2 protein-coding genes are annotated in these 1,981 nt (G+C 55.5%); both read left to right on the top strand.

Features of this window, described 5'->3' with window-relative positions; translation table 11 throughout:
* Window positions 1–263: 263 nt before the first annotated feature.
* Window positions 264–1,040, top strand: a complete 777-nt coding sequence (locus H6A34_RS14220) for a dihydroorotate dehydrogenase electron transfer subunit (RefSeq protein ID WP_205106050.1) — start codon at window positions 264–266, stop codon at window positions 1,038–1,040.
* Window positions 1,028–1,936, top strand: a complete 909-nt coding sequence (locus H6A34_RS14215; RefSeq protein WP_205106049.1) for a dihydroorotate dehydrogenase — start codon at window positions 1,028–1,030, stop codon at window positions 1,934–1,936. Before H6A34_RS14220 ends, H6A34_RS14215 begins: the two co-directional genes overlap by 13 nt.
* The last annotated feature ends 45 nt before the right edge of the window (window positions 1,937–1,981 follow it).

The following is a 1,981-nucleotide window of genomic DNA, read 5'->3' as shown; positions in this document are numbered from 1 at the left end:
ATCCAACAAAACTGCGGAAGAACCCTTTTATGTAAAGCGAAAAATAAAAGAACCGAGCACCTCTTACGTTTATTTTCAGCATGATTCATGGATATTGCTTGCGTAAGGTGCGCCGCCGTTTGCCGAAATCACGAAAATAGCAATATAAGGGCGGCTCGGCCGCTGTTTCTCGAGTATATTTTGTACCTTTGCATACAGGTAAAATGAATGTATGATTGCCATCAGGCCGAAAGGCGCTGATGATTGAGCAAGATTAAATTGAGATGAAAAAATGCGTTTCTGACTTGACGGTGGTGTCCGTGGAGCATATCAATGACAGGTATGTGCTTATAAAACTGACACGTGAGGAGCCGTTGCCCGAGATTATGCCCGGGCAGTTTGTCGAGGTAAGGGTTGACGGTTCGCCCGCCACTTTTCTGCGGCGCCCCATATCGGTAAACTTTGTTGACTATGGCGCCAACCAGCTGTGGCTGCTCGTTGCGGCCATCGGCGATGGTACGCGACGCCTTGCGCGTCTGCGGGCGGGCGACGTGTTGAACTGTATGTTTCCGTTGGGCAACAGCTTTACCATGCCTTCGGACAGTGGGGAGAAGGTGTTGCTTGTCGGCGGTGGAGTGGGAGTGGCCCCGCTGCTGTATTTCGGCAAGTGCCTGAACGACGCAGGTTGCCGCCCCGTGTTCCTGCTCGGCGCGCGCTCTAAGGGCGACCTGCTAATGCTTGACGAGTTTGCCAGGTATGGCGAAGTGTGCGTCACCACTGAGGACGGTACGGCCGGCGAGCGTGGCTTCGTGACTAACCACTCTGTGCTGGACAAGGTGCGGTTTGACCGTATATCTACGTGCGGCCCCAAGCCGATGATGGTTGCCGTGGCGAGGTATGCCAGGGCGAAGGGCATTGAGTGTGAGGCGTCGCTCGAGAACATGATGGCCTGCGGCCTCGGCGCGTGCCTGTGCTGCGTTGAGAAGACCACCGAGGGCAATCTGTGTGTGTGCAAGGAAGGGCCGGTAATGAACATAAAGAAACTATTATGGCAGATTTAAGTGTACGGATAAAGGATTTGCGGTTGAAGAATCCGGTAATGACCGCATCGGGAACGTTCGGCTACGGGCCTGAGTTTGCCGACTTTGTGCCGCTTGACGGCATTGGAGGCATAATCGTTAAGGGTACTACCCTGAAGCCGCGCCAGGGCAATGACTATCCGCGTATGGTCGAGACGGCCTCGGGCATGCTCAACTGCGTCGGACTGCAGAACAAGGGCGTGGATTACTTCTGTGAGCATATCTATCCCGAAATAAAGGACATCGACACTAACTTCATCGTAAACGTGAGCGGCTCTTCGCCGGAGGATTATGCCGAGTGCGCCGCCCGCATCGACGCCCTTGACCGCATACCGGCCATCGAGCTGAACATATCGTGCCCTAACGTTAAGGACGGCGGCATGGCGTTCGGCGTGACATGCGCGGGAGCTTCGAGCGTGGTAAGGGCCGTGAGGGAGCGTTACCACAAGACGCTTATCGTAAAACTGTCGCCCAACGTTACAGACATTGCCGAGATAGCGCGTGCCGTTGAGGCTGAGGGTGCCGACAGCGTGTCGCTCATAAACACGCTGATGGGTATGGCTATCGACATCGAACGGCGCCGCCCCATGCTGAGTATCGGCACGGGGGGACTGAGCGGCCCGGCGGTGAAGCCTGTGGCCCTGCGCATGGTTTGGCAGGTGGCCAAGGCGGTGAAGATACCCGTGGTGGGTCTTGGCGGTATCTGCAACGCCCGTGACGCGATAGAGTTCTTCATGGCTGGCGCCACGGCAATCGAGATTGGTACGGCCAACTTCCTTGACCCTGAGGTGACAATCAAGGTGCGCGACGGTATCAATCAGTGGCTTGACGACCACGGATGCAAGTCGGTGAGCGAGATAATAGGAGCTGTTATTTAGTAGACGAGTAGACAAGCAGACGAGCAGACAAGGAGATTTCCTTAG

It is taken from the genome of Marseilla massiliensis, from assembly GCF_016899855.1.
In the GTDB taxonomy this organism is placed as follows: Bacteria; Bacteroidota; Bacteroidia; order Bacteroidales; family Bacteroidaceae; genus Prevotella.
The sequence above is the reverse complement of the archived record's forward strand: the minus strand, read 5'-3'. Positions and strand labels throughout refer to the sequence as shown.

Bases quoted from the DNA above. Each gene is read 5' to 3' on its own strand.
- H6A34_RS14215 (WP_205106049.1), top strand. From the start codon at position 1,028: ATGGCAGATTTAAGTGTACGGATAAAGGATTTGCGGTTGAAGAATCCG.
- H6A34_RS14220 (WP_205106050.1), top strand. From the start codon at position 264: ATGAAAAAATGCGTTTCTGACTTGACGGTGGTGTCCGTGGAGCATATC.